Origin of the sequence: Halorussus marinus (assembly GCF_004521895.1) — an archaeon.
Classification (GTDB): Archaea; Halobacteriota; Halobacteria; order Halobacteriales; family Haladaptataceae; genus Halorussus; species Halorussus marinus.
Genome location: NZ_SBIR01000008.1, coordinates 37,081 through 51,892, shown reverse-complemented (window position 1 = coordinate 51,892; position 14,812 = coordinate 37,081). Strand labels below are relative to the sequence as shown.

Sequence of the window (14,812 nt, the reverse complement as noted above, 5' to 3'; positions counted from 1 at the left end):
AGTCGGTGCGACGCCGGATAAACGAACCAAACCGTTCTGAGCGTTTCACCCGCGTAACGCCCGACAACTGCGGACGTAAGCCCGGCTTATCGGCCCCGTCCTCACCGAGCGCCCGCCAGATCGGCGAGCGCGCCCGCCATCACCCGCGTCGCGGCGGCGCAGTCGTCCCAGTCGGTCCACTCTCGGGGGTTGTGCGAGATACCGTCCCGGGAGGGCGCAAAGAGGAGCGACGCGTCGGTCACGCCCGCGATGCGCTGGGTGTCGTGGGCCGCCCCGGAGTGGAGGTCCATCGTCTCGATACCCGCCCGGTCGCCGGCCTCGTGGGCCGCCCGCCGGGTGCGCTCGGTCATCGGCGAGGGTTCGAGGTCGAACGGCCGGTCGAAGTCGGTCTCGACCCCGCGTTCGCGTTCGAGGCGCGCGAGGCTCCGGCGCGCGCGGGCGACGATCTCCTCCATCGACTCGTACTCGACGTCCCGGACGTCGACGCCCGTCTCGACCCGTCCGGGGACGACGTTGGTCGCGTTCGGCCGGACGTCGAGCTTGCCGACCGTTCCGACCGCGGTGTCGCTGGCGTCGGCGACGACCTCGTTGGCGGCCCGCTCTACGTCGAGGACGAACTCGCTCGCGGCCGCCAGCGCGTCGGTCCGGTCGTCCATCGGGGTCGCGCCGGCGTGGTCGGCCTCGCCCCGGATCGTCACCTCGCAGTGGGTGATGCCCGTGATGGCGGTCACGACGCCCGCCGGGACGCCGGCGTCTTCGAGGCGCTCGCTCTGCTCGACGTGGAGTTCGAACCACGCGTCCCACTCGCGGGCGTCGAGGCGGCCCTCGCCCCGAAAGCCCATCGAGTCCAGCGCAGACTCAAGCGTGGTCCCCGCGTCGTTTTCGAGCGCGAGCGCTTCCTCGACCGACCGGTCGCCGACCGCGACCGACGAGCCGAGCAGTCCGCCCGCGAACTGCTGGCCCTCCTCCTCGGTGAACGAGACGACCTCGATCGGTCGCTCGGGGTCGAGGCCGGCGTCCTGCATCGCCCGGACCGATTCGAGCGCGGCGTACACGCCGAGCGGCCCGTCGAAGATGCCGCCTTCGGGCACCGAGTCGAGGTGGCTCCCGGCCGCGACCGGCGCGGCGTCGGGGTCGGCGCTGTCGGGAGTCCACCGCCCCGAGACGTTTCCGACCGCGTCGATCCGGACGTCCAGCCCGGCGTCTTCGAGTCGCTCGACGAAGTGCTCGCGGGCCCGGCGGTTCGGTTCGGTCCCTGTCAGGACCGTCCGGCCCCGGCCCTCCTCGGCGTCGATGTCGCCGAACTCGGCGTTGGCTTCGATGTCGGCGCGGAGTCGCTCGCTGTCGACGTTCATGCGCAGGCCCACGGAGCCACGGGTAATCAGTGTCGCGGGACCGGCAAGCCGGCGCCGCGTCGATCCGACGGCCGCGACCTGTCGGCCCGACAGCTATTAGTCGGCCGCGGGAGACCCCCGACTCGATGACCGACAACGCCGTGCGCGCCGAGTGGGAGCCCCTAGAGTCCGTCCGGGTCCACACTCCCGGCATCGAACTGTGGAGCGGGAGCCTCGACCCGGGACCGAACCTCTTCGAGAACCACGTCCCGCCGGATCAGGCCCGGGCCGAGCACGAGCGCATCGTCGCCACGCTGGAGGACGCCGGCGTGGAGGTCCACCAGCTCGCGGACGACCTCGCGGCCGCCGACGCGCTCGAGGACCTCGTCCGCGAGTCGGTGTCGGTCCGGACCGACGACGGCGAGGAGCCGGGCGACGTCGAGGGCGTCCTGTCGTCGTTCGACGCCCGCGAGAAGCTCCAGCTCGCGCTCGCGCGGGTCACGATGGAGCCCCACGCCGAGACCGGCGCGCCCGGCGACGGCGTGCCGGGCGGCGCCGCCGACCGCGACCGCAGTCCCGCGACCTCACTGCGGATCGACCGGCCGATCTCGAACGTCTACTTCCAGCGCGACACCACCATCCTCGGCGACCGCGGCCCGATACTCTGTGAGATGTACGAGCCGGTCCGCCGGCCCGAGATCCCCATCGTCCGGGAGGCGTGGGACGGCGTCGGCGCCGACATCCACTACGAGATGACGGGCGAGCCCGTCGAGGGCGGGGAGTTCATGCCCGCCGGCGAGTTCGCGTTGCTCGGCGTCTCCGCGGAGGTCGACGGCGAGGAGAAGGTGATTCGGACGAGCTACGGCGCGGGCGAGCGCCTCATGGCGGACGGCGCCGTGGGCTACGAGGAGTTCGGGCTGGTGCGGGCGCCACTAGAGGCCGACCGCCGGCTCCGCGAAAAGCACGACGCCGGCTCGCGGGTGATGCACCTGCTCGGGTGGTTCAACATCGCCGCCGAGGGGCTGGCGATCCTCGACGAGGACCTCGCGCGGGCGGCCGAGGTCGACGTGTACGCGAGACGCGGCGACGGCTACGAGTTCGACCACTCGACGAACACCCTCGAATACGTCCGCGACGAGAAGGGGTTCGACGTGATCGACGTCTCGTGGGGCGAACGCTGGCCGACCAACTTCCTCGCGGTCGACGACGGCGTCGTCGTCCCGCTGTACGAACCCGACGAGGACGGCGCGTACCGCCCGGAGGACAACCCCACGATCGAGGCGATGAAGGAGGTGGGCGTGACGGTGTTGTCCGACGGCGAGGGCCTGCCCCGGGACGCGCTCACCAACGGCGCCGGCGGCATCCACTGCATGACGACCCCGATCCGGCGGGGGTAGAGCCGCGCCGATCCGGCGAAGCCGGCGTGGCTGGACCGCCCATTTTCGTTTACGTAAACGCAAACGGCGTTCCGAGCGGCCCGCCGACAGCCTCGTCCGTCGCTGTGCAGTTCCGTCCCGAATCCCCCGCGAGCGGCCACCATCCCCCCGAACTGTCGCGACAGCGATATGTCGCGGGGCGCCGACGGTCCGACCATGCGAGCCTACAAGTCGAAAGTCGTCGCGCCGATCCGACTCCCCGACCGCGAGGAGCGGGCGGCCAACCTCGAACGAGCAGGGTACAACGCCTTCGAACTCGACTCGGCCGACGTGTTCGTCGACCTGCTGACCGACAGCGGGACGGGAACGATGAGCCAGGACCAGTGGGCCGCGATGATGCGGGGCGACGAGGCGTACGCCGGCTCCGAGAGCTTCGACGAACTGGAAGCGGCGGTCTCGGACGTGATGGGCTTCGATCGCATCCTCCCCGCCCATCAGGGCCGGGGTGCCGAGAACGTCCTCTACGGCGCGCTGGTCTCGGAGGGCGACTACGTCCCGAACAACACCCACTTCGACACCACGCGGGCCCACATCGCGAACGCGGGCGCCGAGCCAGTCGACTGTCCGGTCGAGGGCGCGCTCTCGGGCGACCGAACGTTCGCGGGGAACCTCGACGTGGGGAAGGTCCGGGATCTCGCCGACGACGTCGGCGCCGACCGGATCCCCGCGATCGTCGTGACGATCACCAACAACTCGCTGGCGGGCCAGCCGGTGAGCGTCGAGAACCTCCGGGCGGCCCGCGACGCGGCCGACGACCTCGACGCGACGCTCGTCGTCGACGCCTGCCGGTTCGCCGAGAACGCCTACTTCGTCCGAGAGCGCGAACCCGAGTTCGCCGACGCCTCGATCGCCGAGATCGCGCGCGAGCAACTCTCGTACGCCGACGCGGTCGTCATGAGCGGCAAGAAAGACGGACTGGTCAACGTCGGCGGGTTCGTCGGCCTGCGACCGGGCGATGACGACCTCTTCGAACGCGCCCGCGAGCGGGCGATCCTCTACGAGGGCTTTACCACCTACGGCGGGATGGCTGGCCGGGACGTGGCCGCGATGGCGGTCGGGCTCCGAGAGGCCGTCGAGTCGTCGTACCTCGACGACCGCATCGGGCAGGTCCGGCGGCTGGGCGACATGCTGGCCGACAGGGACGTGCCGGTCGTCCGACCGACCGGCGGCCACGCGGTGTACGTCGACGCCGGGGCCTTCCTGCCCGAGATTCCCGCCGAGCGGTTCCCCGGGCAGGCGCTGGTCTGTGAACTCTACCGGGAGGGCGGCGTACGCGCGGTCGAACTCGGGAGCCTCGCGTTCCCCGACACCGACCGCCCCGAACTCGTCCGGCTGGCCCTGCCCCGGCGGACCTACGGCGCCGACCACCTCGAACACGTCGCCGAGACGTTCGGGGCGGTCGCCGAGCGCCGCGACGCCGGCGAGATCTCCGGCCTCGAAATCGTCGACGAGCCCGAGATGGCCGAGCTCCGCCACTTCAGCGCGTCGCTCCGGCCGGTCGCGTAGCCGTCACCGACTGCTACGACGGCCGCACGCGACGGCGGTCGACGCTCACACCGCGCCGGGTTGCTTCTCGACCGGCGTCTCGTAACACTCGACCTCGAACCGGGCGCCGCCCTCGTCGCTTTCCGCGACCGAGAGCCGCCAGCCGTGGGCTCTGACGATGTCTTCGACGATGGCGAGGCCGAAACCCGTCCCTTCCTGATTGGTGGTGTACCCCTGTTCGAGCACCTTCTCGCGCTCGTCTTCGGGGATTCCCTCGCCGGTGTCTTCGACGTAGAAGCCGTACTCGTCGGACAGCGCGTCGACCCGGACGGTCAGGTCCGTCGACTCGTTGTGCTCGACGCTGTTTCGATACAGGTTCTCGAAGACGTTGCGCAGTCGGTCGCTGTCGCTTTCGACCCGGAGCGACGCCTCGACGACGAGCGTCGCCTCGCCGGTGTCGACGCTCTCCCAGGCGTCGCGGGCGACGGTTTCGAGCCTGATTTCGGTGGTCTCGGTGATCGTCTCGCCCGACCGGGCCAGCGTGAGGGCGTCCTCGATGATCGCCTCCATCCGTTCGAGCTGGTGGCTGACGTTTTCGACCGACTCCGCGTGCTCGTCGTCGATGCTCGCCTCGAGGAGGTCGGCCCGGCCGATCGCGACGTTCAGGGGGTTCCGGAGGTCGTGGGCGACGATGCCGGCGAACCGATCGAGGCGCTCGTTCTGGTGTTCCAGTCGGCGTTCGCGCCGCCGGCGCTCGGTCACGTCTCGGGAGTTGAGGACGATCCCCTCGACGTACGGGTCGTCGAGCAAGTTCGCCGCGCGGGCCTCCATGATCCGCCAGTCGCCGGCCGCGTCGAGGATCCTCGCGGCGTGGCTCCCCGCGTAGCTGTAGTCGTCGACGTGCTCGGACAGTTCGGCGAGGATGTCCTCCCGGTCGTCGGGGTGGACGTGCTCGACGAGGTTCACGCCGATCAGCTCCTCGGGCTCGTAGCCGAGCACCTTCTCGACCGACGGACTGACGTACGTGATGGTGCCGTCTTCGTCCAGCACGGTCACGAGGTCCGAGGACCGCTCGATGAGTCGCTGGAACCGCTCCTCGACGATGTGGCGGTCGGTCACGTCGCGGTAGATGAGCAGCGATCCGACCGCCGACCCGGCCCGGTCGGTCAGCGTGGTTCGGCTGGAGTCGAAGTAGCGTTCGCCGTCGTCGGTCTCGACGACCACGTCCGAGCCCGACCCGCTCCCGTCGTCCGCGACCGAGCCGTACGACGGGACGACCTCCGAAGCGGGCCGGCCGATCGCGGCCTCCTCGGCGTCGAGCAGGTCGGTCGCGGCCGGGTTCACGTCGACGAGCCGTCCGTCGAGATCGACGACGAAGATCGGGTCTGTGATTTCGTCGACGAGCGTGTGTCTCGCGACGGGCATCAGATCGAGGAGGTCGAACCGGAACAGCGCGATCACGAAGACGATGCCGGAGATCGTAAACGCGAACGACGTCGGGTCCGCCGACCCCCGGGGTGCGACGTCGAGCATCCAGAGGTCGAGCGCATCGAGCGGCGCGAACCCGAACACGAGGAGCAGGCTCGACACCAGCGGCACGAGCCCGCCGATCAGCATCAGCCCGACCTGGACCCGATACCGGCGGTGGCGTCTGATCCCGACGAGCGCGAGGAGGAAGTAGCTCGCGAGTATCATCCCGTACGTGTACGCGAGGTTGAGCCAGAACACCGGGCCGTTCGTGCGGTCGGCGATCGCGAGCGGCGCCGCTCGCGTGAACCCGTCGAGGGTCCACATCAGGTCGTGGGCCGGCGCGGTCAGGACGACCGCGAAGACGACGAGCGGTTCGACGAGCAGGAGGGCGGCGAACCGCCGGTCGAGAAGCGAGTCGCGCCCCGAATACCCGAGCACGAACCACAACTGCGTCGGCGGGAGCCCGAGAAAGCCGACGTAGTTGATGAGAGAGCCGATCCGGTAGGTCGCGAGAGTCGTGCTGCCCGCCCGGACGGCGTTGCCCAGCGCGTACAGCGAGACGCAGATGAGGATCGCCGCGAACGGGATCGCCCCCCGGACCTCGCGACGCCGAACGGCGATGGTCGCGAGTCCCAGATTCAGCACCGAGACCGCGAGCAGGACCCAGGTCGGGACGCCGGGTACGAAAGACACACCGACAGGTTGTCATAATGGATAATGAAACCTTCGAAGCCGGGGGTAGTTTCCGTGACGGCGCCGCCCCGCCGCGTGGTTCTCGATTGTAGCGAATCTGATAGTTCGGCCTCGGGCAGTCGCCGCCCCGGGGCCGGACGACCCCGGACCGCTATACGCCCTCGACGGTCTCGCGGTACGCCCTGACGCGCGCGAGTGCCTCGTCGACCAGCGACGCCGCCTCGGCGTCGAGGCCCTCGCGAACGTCGTGCAGGCCGTGCTCGAAGCGCGCCAGTCGGCCGTGGTCCGGGCCCCGGGCGGCCGCGGCCATCGACTCGACCTGCTCGGCGTAGGTCGCCAACCGCTCGCTCGCCGCCGGGTCGTCGGTCGTCTCGCGGGCCTCGGTGAGCGCGTCGCTCGCTCGCTGGAGCGCGGTGTCGTCGTCGGACATGCGTGCGAGTACGGGAGAGGCTCCCAAATGGTTTCGGTCGCACGCGCGGGTCGGCCGAATCGGTGTCCTCATTTGCCCGTAGCGCGTAGATTCGAGTATGGCCTCCACGCTCAAACGCGGCCTGTACGGTCTCGTCGGACTGCTCGCGGTCGGGTTCGCGGTCCACTACGCCCTGTTCGGATCGCTCCCGCTCGGGAAGCCAGAACTGCTGAAAGACGACGACGCGTCCGAGTGGGACGAGGTCGAAGCGTAGCCGGCCGCCCGCCCGACGCCCGATTCTGCGAGTCGGCGATCCCCGGAGCCGACGGTGCGACCGCCGGCGGCTCAGACCATCGCCTCGGCCGAGACCGACGGGTGTTCGCGGAAGTACGCCACCAGTTCCTCGACGTAGCTCTCGAACGGCGGGCACGCGACCCCCGATCCCCGGAGGTCCCGGACCGCGTTCGCGGCGGTGTAGCTCGTCGGGTGGACGAAGTAGTCGAGCACCGCGGGTTCGACGCCCAGCGCGTCGGCGACCCCCGGGAGCGAGTCGAGCGCCCGGCGGGCGACCCGCCGGGAAGCCGGCACCGTGAGGACGCGTTTGTCGAGCGCCGAGCCGAACGCCCGGAGCATCCCGCCGGCCGTCGGCGGATTCGGGTCACAGAGCTGGTACACCTCGCCCGCCGAGTCCTCGCGGGCGCTCAGGTAGTCGATCGCGTCGATCACGAAGTCTCGCGGGACGACGTTCACCTCCGCGGCGTCGAGGTCGCCGAACCGCGGCACCACCGCGAGGCGGGGCTGGCGCGCCAGCAGTCTCAAGACGTTGTATGGCCCGTCGTACTTTTGGGTCGCGCCGGTCCGGCTGTCGCCGACGGTGATCGCCGGGCGGTAGACCGTGGCCGGGAGCCCCTCGTTCATCCGGCGCTGGACCTCGACCTCCGCGAGGTACTTGGTCTCCTCGTAGCGGTTGTTGAACGACTGGCCCACGTCGAGGTCCTCGTGGGTGAACACGCCGTCGTGGCGGCCGCTGACGTAGCAGGTGCTGACGTAGTGGAACCCATCCAGATCCGGAACGCCCTCGGCGAAGTCGAGGACGTGGCGGGTCCCCGCGACGTTGACCGCCATCCCGACCTCGCGGGCGACCCCGAGGTCGTACACCGCCGCGAGGTGGTACACCTCGGTCGCGTCGGCCCGGAGATCCTCGTAGTCGTCGCCGAGCCCGAGGTCCGGGTCGGTAACGTCGCCCTCGTGGAGGTCGATCCGGTCGGCGTCGTCGCCGGCGATCTCGACCGCCCGGGACTCGGCGGCGGCGCGGTACTTCGGCTGGACCAGACACCGAATCCGGGCGTCCGCGGGGAACCGATCGAGGAGGCGCTCGACCAGCGCCGAGCCCAGAAACCCCGGGAAGCCCGTGAGGAAAACCGACCCCATCACCGGACCCCCGGCAGGCGCGCCATCGCCCGGAGCGCCAGCGTCATCCCCTTGGCGTACCACCCCTTGGGGACGCCCTCGGGCGGGTGGAGCGACCCGGCGCGCTGTTCGGCGACCGTCTGGGACTCGGTGTACCGGAGCAGGCCCTGCCGACCGTGGCGTCGACCGAGTCCCGAGTCCTTCATCCCGCCCATCGGGGCGTCGGTCGAGGCCCACGCCGCGGCGTAGGCGTCGTTGACGTTGACCGTCCCGCAGTCGATCCGGCGGGCCAGCCGCCGGCCGCGCTCGGCGTCCTCGGTCCAGACGCTCGCGTTGAGCCCGTACTCGGAGTCGTTGGCGCGCTCGATCGCCTCGTCGGCCGAGTCGACCGCCGTGACCGCGACCACCGGCCCGAACGTCTCCTCGCGGGCGAGGGCCATCTCCTCGGTCACCCCGGTCAGCACCGTCGGCTCGTAGAAGTACGGCCCGATATCGGGGCGCGCCCGGCCGCCGGTGACCACGTCGGCGCCCTTCTCGACGGCGTCGTCGACGTGGGCCTCGACTTTTTCCAGCTGATCCGACCCGACGAGACTGCCGACGTCCGGCGTCCAGTCGTAGCCCGCCGCGAGGTCGAGCGCGCGGGTCCGCCGGACGAACCGATCGAGAAACGGGTCGCGCACGTCGCGGTGGACGTAGAGGCGCTCCATGGAGAGACAGAGCTGGCCGGCGTTCGCGAAACACCCCCTGACCGCCCCCGTCGCGGCCGCGTCGAGGTCGGCGTCGCCGAGCACGAGGAGGGGGTTCTTGCCGCCGAGTTCGAGCGAGCAGTCGACGAGGTTCTCGCCCGCCCGGCGCGCGACCGCCCTGCCGGTCTCGGTGCTACCGGTGAAACAGACGTAGTCGACCGCGTCGACGAGCGCCCCGCCGGCCTCGCTCCCGGTGCCGGTCACCACCTCGAAGGCGGCCTCGGGGACGCCCGCCGTCCGGAGCAGATCGCGGATCGACAGCGCGGCGAACGGCGTCTCGCTCGCGGGCTTGAGGACGACCGCGTTGCCCGCGAGCAGTGCGGGGATCGCGTCCGACACCGCGAGCGTGAGGGGGTAGTTCCACGGCGAGACGACGCCGACCACCCCGACCGGACGGCGGTGCTCGACGGTGCGAGTCATCAGCGGAAAGGCGCCCTTCCGGCGCTCGGACGCGAGGTACTCGGGCGCCCGGTCGGCGTAGTGGCGCGCGGTCGAGGCCACGTCAGCGACCTCCTCGAAGGCGTCGATCCGGGCCTTGGCGCTTTCGAGTTGGATCACGTCGAGCAGTTCGTCCCGGCGATCCAGCACGAGGTCGTGGAACCGCGAGACGACCTCGGCGCGCTCGGCCGCCGAGCGGTCGGCCCACGACGGCTGGGCGTCGCGAGCGCGCTCGACCGCCGCGTCGACGTCCGCGCGCGAGCAGGCCGGAATCTCGCCGATCGGCGCGCCCGAGTAGGGGGCCTCGACCTCGATTCCGGGCCGGTCGTCGCCGGCGGGGACGGTCCCCGACAGCGCCGAGAGCGAATCCGGGCCGACTCGCGCCGGAAACGCGTCCGCGTGTGGCTTCATGCCGAGGCGTTGGGGCGCCCGACGTATCAGGATTCGCCAACGCGGTCGACCCGATCGGTCGACGTCGCTACTCGTGGCCCGACACCCGAACGGGCTCGTAGGGCTCTTCGAGGTACGCGAGATCGCCCGACGTGAGGTCGATGTCGAGCGCCTCGACCGCGTCTTCGAGGTGCTCGACGCTGGTGGTGCCGACGATCGGCGCGTCGACCCAGTCCTTGTGGAGGAGCCACGACAGCGCGATCTGGGCCATCGTGACCCCCTTGTCGGCCGCGAGCTCCTGGACCCGCTCGTTGATCTCCGTGCCGCCGCCCTCCCGGTAGGGGTGTTCGTACATGTGTTCCTCGGTGTCTCCCCGGGTGGTCGCGTCGATCTCCTCGTGGGGCCGGGTGAGGTACCCCCGCGCGAGCGGGCTCCACGGGATCACCCCGATCCCCTCGTTCTCACAGAGCGGGAGCATCTCGCGTTCTTCCTCGCGGTACGCGAGGTTGTAGTGGTTTTGCATGGTGGCGAACCGTTCGAGCCCGAGCCGATCGCTGGCGTGCAACGCGTCGGCGAACTCGTGGGCCCACATCGACGACGCCCCGACGTACCGGGTCTTGCCGCGGCGGACGGCGTCGTCTAACGCCTTCAACGTCTCCTCGATGGGCGTCTCGTGGTCGAGCCGGTGGATCTGGAGCAGGTCGACGGCGTCCATCCCGAGCCGGTCGAGGGAGTTGTCGAGTTCCTGTTCGATCGCCTTCCGCGAGAGCCCGCCGGAGTTGGGGTCGTCGTCGTCCATCTGGAAGTACACCTTGGTGGCGACGACGTTCTCCTCGCGGCGACCCTCCAGCGCGTCGCCGAGCACGCGCTCGCTCTCGCCGTTCGAGTACATGTTGGCGGTGTCGAAGAAGTTGATCCCCAGTTCGATCGCGCGGTCGATGATCTCTTCGCCCTCCTCGGGGTCGAGCACCCACGGCCGCCAGTCGCTCGATCCGAAGCTCATACAGCCCAGACAGAGCCGGCTCACCGTCGTCCCCGTGTCGCCGAGCGTGGTGTACTCCATGCGCGAACGGTCGCTCGCGGAGCGTATAAAGGTGGGTTCGCCGGCAGGCCGTCGGCGGGCCCCGTCCGCTCGCGGCGTACCGAAAGGAATAACCCATTGTTTAGGTTTGCCTAAAACATGGACGGAGCGAGATTGGATCCGGCGACGCGGCGCGAGTACCTGAAAGGCGGCGCCACGCTCCTCGGGACGGGACTGCTCGCCGGCTGTACGGGCGAGACAGACGCTGAGTCGACCGCGACCGAGTCGGAGGCGACCGAGACGACGACCGACGGGACGACCACGACCGCGGACGAATCGCACTCGGTGACGATGGCGCCGATGGGCGAGGTGACGTTCGACGCGCCGCCCGAGAGCGCGTTCGTCGCGTTCCCCCAGTACGCCGACATGGCGGTGGCGCTCGGCCACGGCGACGCCGTCAACACGGTCTACGTCCCGGAGATGTCCGGGACGACGATGAACCACTACTACCACCACCTCGACGGCGTCTCCTTCGAGTGGGAGGGGCTCGTCGACCCGCTGGCGGACGGGCTGAACAAAGAGGAGCTCTACGACCTCGACAGCGACGTCCACTTCCTCGACCCCGCCTACGCCGTCAGCGACTCGAACTGGGCGGAGAGCGACGTCGAGGACGTCGCCGAGGACGTGGGGCCGTGGTTCGGGAACTTCTACAGCGGGACCCGGGCCGAGCCGCCGGGCTATCGGGACGTCTACGAGTACTACGACCTGTGGGACCTGTTCGAGAAGGTCGCCGCGGTGTTCCGAGAAGGAGAGCGCTATCGGGCGCTCGAATCGGTCCACGCCGACCTGCTGGCGACGATCGAAGAGCGGCTCCCGCCCGAGGACGACCGGCCGACCGCCGTGCGGGTGACGGTGAGCGAGGACCAGTTTTACACCTACCACCTCAACGAGCCGGGGTACTGGCTCGCGGACACCCGGCCGCTCGGCGCGACCGACGCCTTCGCCGACGAGGAGTGGTCGAATCTCTGGGGCACGGTCGGCCACGAGGCGATGGCCGAGGCCGACCCGGACGTCATCCTCCACCTCTGGGGGATGACCCCGCGGTACGCGACCAGCGAGGCCCGCCGGACCTTGCGAGACCACCCTGTGGGGAGCCAGCTCTCGGCGGTCAGGAACGACCGCGTGTACGCCCACGGAATGCGGTATCAGGGCCCGATCATGAACCTCTTCCAGTTGGAGATGACCGCCAAACAGCTCTACCCCGAGGCGTTCGGCGAGTGGCCCGGGTACACCGACGGCGAGCCCTACCCCGAAATCCCCGCCGACGAGCAGTTGTTCGACCGCGACCGCGTCGCCGCCGCGGTAAACGGCGAGGTCTGAGCGCCCACCCGAGCGACCGCCCCGCCGACCGCCCTCGACACCCCCGAGCCGGCGGGCCAGCGACCTTTTGGCCGCCGACGTGCTACGTCGTCGTATGGGTACAGACATCGACGGAGAGCCGGTCGACGTATCGGTCGCGGCCGAACCGCCGGGGATGGAGCGAGTCCGAGCGATCAGCGACCTGCTCGACGAGGCGTTCGAGATCCCGGGGATCGGGTACGAGATCGGACTCGACCCGATTCTGGGGATCCTGCCGGTCGGCGGTGACAGCGTCTCGGCGGCCATCTCGCTGTACATCGTCGCCGAGGCCGCCCAGATGGGCGCCTCCCGGGAGACGCTCGCGAAGATGCTCGTCAACATCGGCGTCGACGCGGCCGTCGGCTCGATCCCGGCGATCGGCACGATCTTCGACGCGGTGTTCAAGGCCAACAAGCGAAACGTCTCGATTCTCGAAGAGGAATTCGGCGCCAGCGAGTGACGCTCAGTCGGGGCGCACCCAGCAGTAACCGTAGCCGTCGAGGTCGAACCGCCACGCGCGCGCTCGTTCGCTCCCGTCGGTCGCGTCGTCGGCCGGCCGGACCGACGCTCCGTCCCGACCGAACGCCACGGTCGGGTCGCCGTCGAGCGCGATCGAGACCGCCGTCGGCGAGTCGTCGAGGTTGTGGACCGCGACGACCGCGCCGTCGTCGCCGGCGATCCGGTGGGCGAACACCGCGGGATCGTCGACGTCGAGCACCTCGCAGGCGCCGGTGCCGATCGCCGGACACGCGTGGCGGGTCCGGATCAGCCGGCCGAACCACCGGAGCAACGAGTCGGGATCGTCGCGCTGGTCGGCGACGTTGACCGCCTCGTAGCCGTACCCGCCGCCGGCGATCACCGGCCGGACGAGGTCGTCGGCGTCGGCCGGCGAGAAGCCGCCGTTGGGCTCGTCGGCCCACTGCATCGGCGTCCGGACGGCGTCCCGACCGGGCAACGAGAGGTCCTCTCCCATCCCGATCTCGTCGCCGTACACCAACAGGGGCGCGCCGGGTAGCGAGAACAGCAGGCTGTACGCGAGTTCGATCCGGTCGCGGTCGCCGAGCATCGGCGCGAGCCGCCGCCGAATCCCCCGGCCGTAGATGCCCATCGCCTCGTCGGGCGCGAACGCCTCGAAGACGGCCTCCCGATCGGCCGTCGGCAGGCGCCCGAGGTTGAGTTCGTCGTAGTTGCGCAGGAAGTTCGCCCACTGGCCCTCCTCGGGGATCGCCGGGAGGAGGTCGAGGACCCGCCGGAGGGGGTCGGCCCGGCGCTCGGCCAGCGCGGCCACGAGGTACGCGTCGAGCAGGAAGTTCAGCAGGACGTTGCACTCGTCGCCGTCGCCGAAGTAGTCGGCGAGCCGATCGGGCTCGTCGTCGGCCTCCGCGAGGAGCACGGCGTCGTCGCCCCGGCGCGCGACGAACCGCCGCAGGTCCCGGATGACGCCGTGAGGGTCGTCGAGCCGCGTCGATTCGAGCCCGCCCTTGTTGTCGATCATGAGCGTGGCGGCGTCGACCCGGAAGCCGTCGACGCCGAGCCGGAGCCAGAAGTCCATGACGTTGCGGATCTCCGTGCGCACGTCGGGGTTGGCGACGTTGAGGTCGGGCTGGAAGTGGTAGAACCGGTGGTAGTAGAACGCCTCGGCCGCCTCGTCGTAGCTCCAGACGGTGTCCTCCTCGCCGGGGAACACCGGGCCGCGGTCGGGGTCGGGCCACTCGGGCGGGTCGTCGACCCAGACGTAGTAGTCTCGGTACGGCGAGTCGGGGTCCTCGCGGGCGCGCCGAAACCACGGGTGCTGGTCGGAGGTGTGGTTGACCACGAGGTCGACGAGGACCCGGATTCCCCGGCGGTCGGCCGCGCGAACGAACGCCACGAAGTCCCCGAGCGTGCCGTGGCGGTCGTCGACGCCGTAGTAGTCGGCCACGTCGTAGCCGTTGTCCCGGTTCGGCGACGGGTAGAACGGGAGGAGCCACACGCAGTCGACCCCGAGGGCGTCGAGGTGGTCGAGTCGGTCGATCAGTCCCGGGAAGTCGCCGACGCCGTCACCGTTCCCGTCTGCGAACGCCTCGACGTCGACGGCGTAGAACACCGCGTCGTCGTACCACCGTTCGTCGGTCGCCATGCGCGGTTGCCCGGGACGACGCCGACGCGGAAAACTCCTCGGGCGGCGGCGCTCGCGGGCCGGGGTCGTCGCGCGCTACTCGGGCACGGTGTCAGCGTACCGCCGGAGGCTCGCGTTCGTTCGGTCGGCCAGATAGCGCCGGATCCGGCGCTCGCGCCAGCCGACCGGCGAGAGCACGTCTCGGCCGCCCGGATGAGTTCGTCGGCGTCGTAGGACGCCGCCTCGTCGGCCAACGCCACCCGGTCGCGCGAGCGCGACAGGGTCGACCTCGCCGGCTCGGAGTCGGTCGAGCGCCCGCCCGAGCCGATCGCAGACCGCCTCGGGCGAGCGAGCCTCGTCGAACGTCGCGATCAGCGCGCGCTGGACGTCGGTCACGAACGCCGGGGTGGGTCGCTGGCGACACTCGATGGCGCGGTACTTGTACGCGTCCTCGCCGGCGACCGCGCCGAAGTACTTCGTCAGC

The 14,812-nt window shown here is 70.5% G+C and carries 13 protein-coding genes; 5 read left to right on the top strand and 8 right to left on the bottom strand.

Annotated features, from left to right (window positions below):
* Positions 1-101: 101 nt before the first annotated feature.
* Positions 102-1,355: a M20 family metallo-hydrolase gene (locus EPL04_RS11460; protein WP_134671486.1), complete on the bottom strand. Its 1,254-nt coding sequence runs from the start codon at positions 1,353-1,355 to the stop codon at positions 102-104.
* A gap of 125 nt (positions 1,356-1,480) precedes the next feature.
* On the opposite strand from EPL04_RS11460, the gene EPL04_RS11455 reads away from it, so the two are divergent.
* Complete coding sequence (locus tag EPL04_RS11455; protein ID WP_134671485.1) at positions 1,481-2,731, top strand: arginine deiminase family protein; 1,251 nt, start codon at positions 1,481-1,483, stop codon at positions 2,729-2,731.
* Between the two features lie 195 nt (positions 2,732-2,926).
* Positions 2,927-4,276 carry a tryptophanase gene (locus EPL04_RS11450; protein ID WP_134671484.1) on the top strand — a complete coding sequence of 450 codons (1,350 nt, stop codon included), beginning with the start codon at positions 2,927-2,929 and terminating at the stop codon, positions 4,274-4,276.
* A 45-nt stretch (positions 4,277-4,321) separates the two neighbouring features.
* Here the strand turns inward: EPL04_RS11450 and EPL04_RS11445 are convergent, their stop codons facing one another.
* A complete protein-coding gene (locus EPL04_RS11445; RefSeq protein WP_134671483.1) occupies positions 4,322-6,418 on the bottom strand; it encodes a histidine kinase N-terminal 7TM domain-containing protein in 2,097 nt (698 codons plus the stop codon).
* 151 nt (positions 6,419-6,569) lie between these two features.
* Positions 6,570-6,848: a DUF7553 family protein gene (locus tag EPL04_RS11440; RefSeq protein ID WP_134671482.1), complete on the bottom strand. Its 279-nt coding sequence runs from the start codon at positions 6,846-6,848 to the stop codon at positions 6,570-6,572.
* A gap of 97 nt (positions 6,849-6,945) precedes the next feature.
* Here EPL04_RS11440 and EPL04_RS18775 point away from each other — a divergent pair, with 97 nt between their 5' ends.
* A complete protein-coding gene (locus tag EPL04_RS18775; protein ID WP_167599462.1) occupies positions 6,946-7,101 on the top strand; it encodes a hypothetical protein in 156 nt (51 codons plus the stop codon).
* A 71-nt stretch (positions 7,102-7,172) separates the two neighbouring features.
* On the opposite strand, the gene EPL04_RS11435 is transcribed toward EPL04_RS18775, so the two are convergent.
* The 3 genes from EPL04_RS11435 to EPL04_RS11425 all read right to left on the bottom strand — a co-directional run bounded on the left by EPL04_RS11435 (position 7,173) and on the right by EPL04_RS11425 (position 10,874).
* Positions 7,173-8,258 carry an SDR family oxidoreductase gene (locus EPL04_RS11435; protein WP_134671481.1) on the bottom strand — a complete coding sequence of 362 codons (1,086 nt, stop codon included), beginning with the start codon at positions 8,256-8,258 and terminating at the stop codon, positions 7,173-7,175.
* Entirely contained in the window at positions 8,258-9,832 is a 1,575-nt protein-coding gene (locus tag EPL04_RS11430) for a succinic semialdehyde dehydrogenase (RefSeq protein ID WP_134671480.1), read from the bottom strand. The genes EPL04_RS11435 and EPL04_RS11430 overlap by 1 nt, the downstream gene beginning before the upstream one ends.
* A gap of 67 nt (positions 9,833-9,899) precedes the next feature.
* Positions 9,900-10,874: an aldo/keto reductase gene (locus EPL04_RS11425; protein WP_134671479.1), complete on the bottom strand. Its 975-nt coding sequence runs from the start codon at positions 10,872-10,874 to the stop codon at positions 9,900-9,902.
* Positions 10,875-10,991: 117 nt separating this feature from the next.
* Between EPL04_RS11425 and EPL04_RS11420 the strand changes: the two genes are divergently transcribed.
* Positions 10,992-12,212 carry an ABC transporter substrate-binding protein gene (locus tag EPL04_RS11420; RefSeq protein ID WP_134671478.1) on the top strand — a complete coding sequence of 407 codons (1,221 nt, stop codon included), beginning with the start codon at positions 10,992-10,994 and terminating at the stop codon, positions 12,210-12,212.
* A 94-nt stretch (positions 12,213-12,306) separates the two neighbouring features.
* Positions 12,307-12,690: a DUF4112 domain-containing protein gene (locus EPL04_RS11415; protein WP_134671477.1), complete on the top strand. Its 384-nt coding sequence runs from the start codon at positions 12,307-12,309 to the stop codon at positions 12,688-12,690.
* 3 nt (positions 12,691-12,693) lie between these two features.
* Here EPL04_RS11415 and EPL04_RS11410 read toward each other — a convergent pair whose 3' ends face one another.
* Both EPL04_RS11410 and EPL04_RS11405 read right to left on the bottom strand, forming a co-directional pair.
* On the bottom strand, positions 12,694-14,349 hold the full coding sequence (locus EPL04_RS11410) for an alpha-amylase family protein (protein WP_134671476.1): 1,656 nt from the start codon (positions 14,347-14,349) through the stop codon (positions 12,694-12,696).
* A 75-nt stretch (positions 14,350-14,424) separates the two neighbouring features.
* Positions 14,425-14,724 (bottom strand): hypothetical protein, encoded by a 300-nt coding sequence (locus tag EPL04_RS11405; RefSeq protein ID WP_134671475.1) that lies wholly within the window; start codon positions 14,722-14,724, stop codon positions 14,425-14,427.
* Positions 14,725-14,812 lie beyond the last annotated feature (88 nt).